The organism is Helicobacter vulpis, assembly GCF_003660395.1.
In the GTDB taxonomy this organism is placed as follows: domain Bacteria; phylum Campylobacterota; class Campylobacteria; order Campylobacterales; family Helicobacteraceae; genus Helicobacter; species Helicobacter vulpis.
Window position 1 is genome coordinate 1 of the sequence record NZ_QXQT01000040.1, and the last position, 3,760, is coordinate 3,760.

The 3,760-nt window shown below is 49.1% G+C and carries 3 protein-coding genes and 1 pseudogene; all 4 read left to right on the plus strand.

Annotated features, from left to right (window positions below; translation table 11 throughout):
• The first annotated feature begins 97 nt into the window (after positions 1–97).
• Complete coding sequence (locus tag EAO38_RS08275; protein WP_121022823.1) at positions 98–328, plus strand: hypothetical protein; 231 nt, start codon at positions 98–100, stop codon at positions 326–328.
• A gap of 299 nt (positions 329–627) precedes the next feature.
• Positions 628–888, plus strand: a complete 261-nt coding sequence (locus EAO38_RS08280) for a hypothetical protein (RefSeq protein WP_121022825.1) — start codon at positions 628–630, stop codon at positions 886–888.
• Positions 876–2,639 carry a hypothetical protein gene (locus tag EAO38_RS08285; protein ID WP_121022827.1) on the plus strand — a complete coding sequence of 588 codons (1,764 nt, stop codon included), beginning with the start codon at positions 876–878 and terminating at the stop codon, positions 2,637–2,639. The genes EAO38_RS08280 and EAO38_RS08285 overlap by 13 nt, the downstream gene beginning before the upstream one ends.
• Positions 2,627–3,760: pseudogene (locus EAO38_RS08290) on the plus strand (DUF3519 domain-containing protein); the annotation flags it as partial. The gene EAO38_RS08285 and the pseudogene EAO38_RS08290, both read left to right, overlap by 13 nt.

Here is a 3,760-nt window from a genome sequence, read left to right on the forward strand (position 1 = left end):
CCAGCGCGCTAGCTCATAGTGATGTGATCCCACCCCCCAAACCCACAGAGCCCAAATTCAGCCCCCGCTACCAACTCAAAAGAACATGGAGGATCTAATGCAAGAAAGCGATGTTAAATTAGTGGAGTTGCTCAAAGCCAAGAAGTCTCATTTTAGCCAGATGATCGCGCTGATGGAGGAGAGTATTTGGCGTTATGTGTTGGAGGTCAACCCGCAGAAAGCCCTACGCCTACGCTGCAAACAAGCCCAATATATCCGCTATGAAGCCCTCTTTAAGGAGTGCGTACAGAGACTGCAAGAGGAGTTAGGGGCAAGGGAGGTTAAGTAAAATTGCATTAGAATAGCAACGCCCGGGCACACTATACCAACCCCGGGCAAGAAAGGCGAAAAGCCCTAAAAGCAGAATGCTTTTAGGCTTTGAGGGCCGCCATGAGCTACAAGCATGGCCGTGGTCCTAAGTGGGCATTATGCCTTAAAATCTCTTTTGTGGGGCTTAAAATACGCCTCAACATCGTAAGGAGATAACTTAGGATCGCCCCCTTGTGGGGCCCTTTTGATCTAACTTTTTTAACCCTTTCTTTTCATTCCCTTTTTTGCTAACTTAAGACAAAAACAAGGAGCACAAGCGTGGCGTACTGCAGCCTAGAACGCGACAAACTTAAAGATCAGGGCCTTCAAGAGGTGTTAGACACCCTAGAGGGGATGTGTGAAGAAGCTGATGACAACTACCGCGACACCAAGGATTTAAGCTTGATAATAAGCTGGAAGCTAGAATCTAGCGCATTAGAAGCCCTTTTAGCGCGCGCCCAATCTGCACATCTAGAAGCCACCAGCGCGTTAGAAGACTTGCTAGAATTTTTAAGAGAACAACAAGAATGCCCGGTTTAGACTTTGAGGGCTTAGAAAACGCCGGGGTTAGCCCTCAGCAAGTTTTAGACTTTGTGCGCGCCAACACCCATAATTTTAATTTTGAGGGGTTAGAGAAATTCTACACCCAACAGGGTTTTAACCCCGAGCAACGCACCCGCGCGCTCTATACAGACATCAAGAATTTTAAGCAACTCAATATCACCCCCAAAAAGCAGGAGGCAGAAAAGCAGGACAAAGACCAATACACCCCCCCTCTTCTCATCAATGGATTTAAAGACCCCAAAACTCCCCCTTCAGCTAGCCTACAAGCCCCACCCCCCCTAAAACCAACCCAAGACATAGCCCCCCCTCATCTTGTGCAACCTAAGGGCACACAGAGCCCAAAAAACACACAAGAACCATCACAACAAAAACCCCCCCTTGATCCTAAAGCCGTTTTAGAGGAGATCAACACGCGGGCTGAAGCATTAGAAAAGCGCGCCCCGGGGTTTTTAAAACAAGGCTTGTTAGACACCCTAGAGGTGTTCAGTGGCCAGCGCACGGGGGAACACAGCGCGTTATTGGGCGATTATCACGATCTCATCTTAAAAGCCATTGAGCATAAAATCCCCTATGCCAAATTGCCTCAAAATCTAAAAGAACACTTGTTTAGCCGCAACCGCCAAGCTCAAGGCGTTTTAGGTTGGGGCACTTCTTCAGGGGAGCAAGAATACCAAGATGAGATCAAGCGCCAAAGCATTTTAAAAGTACAAGACCCTAGCCAACTCACAGACGCACAAAAGCATCTCATCTACAAAGATCGCAATCTCTTCACCACTCTTGGGGGAATGCTTTTTAAAAGCCAAGAGGAGGACCTCAAAGACTACCAAGAGGACACCAAGAGCCGCTATATTGGCGCACGCGCGGCTAGAGACTTAGTCTATTTGAACAACACTGACCCGACCAAGTCGCTTTTTAGCCTTTTTTCTGATCCGGACCCCAAAAAAGTCCAAGCCTACCAGCAGGCCGTGGGGAATGTGTTAAACGCGGCCGGGTTTGAAAAAGCCCTTTTCAAAGAGGGGCGTGTTTATGGGGTTAAGGACGGGCAAACCTACCGCATCAATGAAAACTTCTTTGATCACTTCATGGACCACATCAGCGCGAACGCGGGGAGTTTGACCGGTTCTCTTCTTGGAGCAGGAGCGGGGTTCACAAGAGGGTTAGCCCAAACACGCACCCCATGGGGGGCTATTGCTGGAGCAGCAATTGGGGCCAGCCTAGGGGGAGGCTTGGATTACGCCCTCTCCAACTATGTTACCAAGAGAGAGGCCAATTTTGCAGACATGGCGCACTACATGCTCGAACAAGGGGCTTTGAGCGCGCTAGGCGATGGGGTGATTCTAGCCGGGGCTAAGGCCTTTGCAGGGGGCAAATGGGTCGCGCAGAATTTGGGCAAGGTGAGTGAGTATATCCCGGGGATAGGGATGGTGCAACGCTTTATGAATGGCAATGTTAAGGCCGCCCAAAAGGTCTTAGCAGAAGTCTATACCCCGCAGCAAGAGGCCGCGCTAAAGGAGTTTGCCAAACATTTTGGAGGCCAAGCGCGTTTTAACGCTAAAGCGAACGCGCTAAACGCCACCATGCGCGCGCGCTTTGGAGAAGATTCTAAAATCTTTCAGGCTTACCAAAGTGTTGAGGACATTCTCAAACTCTCCAAACAGAGCGCCCAGCAAGAGGCCTTTATGAGAGCTATCCGCGCGATGAGAGCGGGACGCTTTTGGCCTTTTTGAGCGAGGCGGCCAACACTAGCCCCAAGGCGCACAACACCCTAAAGGGCATTTTAAACCAAACCACCGCCCAGCTAGCAGAGCAATTAAAGGGGCTAAATCTTAAAGCTAGCGACATTAAAGGCATTTTTGAGGACCTAGAAAAGGGCACCAAAGAAAGCTACGAGCACGCCACAGAGAAGATCATAGAACCCGTATTAGCCGATAGCAAAACGATTTTAGACCCTAAGGAGTACCACGCCTTTAAAAACCAGCTCAAAGAAGAGGGCCTTGAAGCAGAGGGCGCGCCCTATTTAAAGACCCTAGAGCATCTTATCTACAACCCACAGGGCGTGGGCTTTAACCAGCTCAACAACGCGCTCAAACGCCTCAATAGCTATTACAAGCAGACCACAGACCCCAATTTAAAGCATTTTATGCAAGTGAGCATGGATAACTTTATCCGCAAGGACATTAAAACCGGGATTGATCATCTCTTTGCCCAAATGCCATCACACTTGGGGGAGAAATTTAAGACCCTGTATCACACCGCGCTAAGCGATTATGCCACCATGAAGCAGACCTTGAAAATGGTGGACAAGGATTTAAAACTCAGAGACGTAGCGCGTGCAGAGCAAAGGGGGTTAGATGCGCTTTTAAAATTTGCCAAGGGTCAAGGGGATGGCCAATTAGACAATTTTACCCGCCTAACTCAGGGCATTAGCCCACAAAATAGAGAAGTCCTAGAGTTGAACATGCTAGATCGCCTTTTTAAGCGCGCGCTTGTGGATGAGGACGATCTAAAAGTCTTTGATAGCCACGCCTTTTTTAGCAATTTGGATCAGCTTAAAGAGGGGACTTTTGCTAGCCAGGGGGCTAAGGATTTTATAGAGATCGCTAAAGGGTTTCATCGCCTCTACAAACAAGACGCTAAACTAGCCAGAGCCCTAAAACCGGTTACCGGGGATGTGATCAGCTCCTCTATTGCGACTTCAGTGGGAGGAGCCGCCCAATACCAGATCACTAAAGCGCTTTTCTCTTTAGTGGTGCGCACCATGCCCCATATTCCCTTTTTCAAGGGCTTTAACCAGAAGATAGGCGCAGCAGCCTTGCGCCACCACCTCAAAGCCGCTTTAAACAAGAGC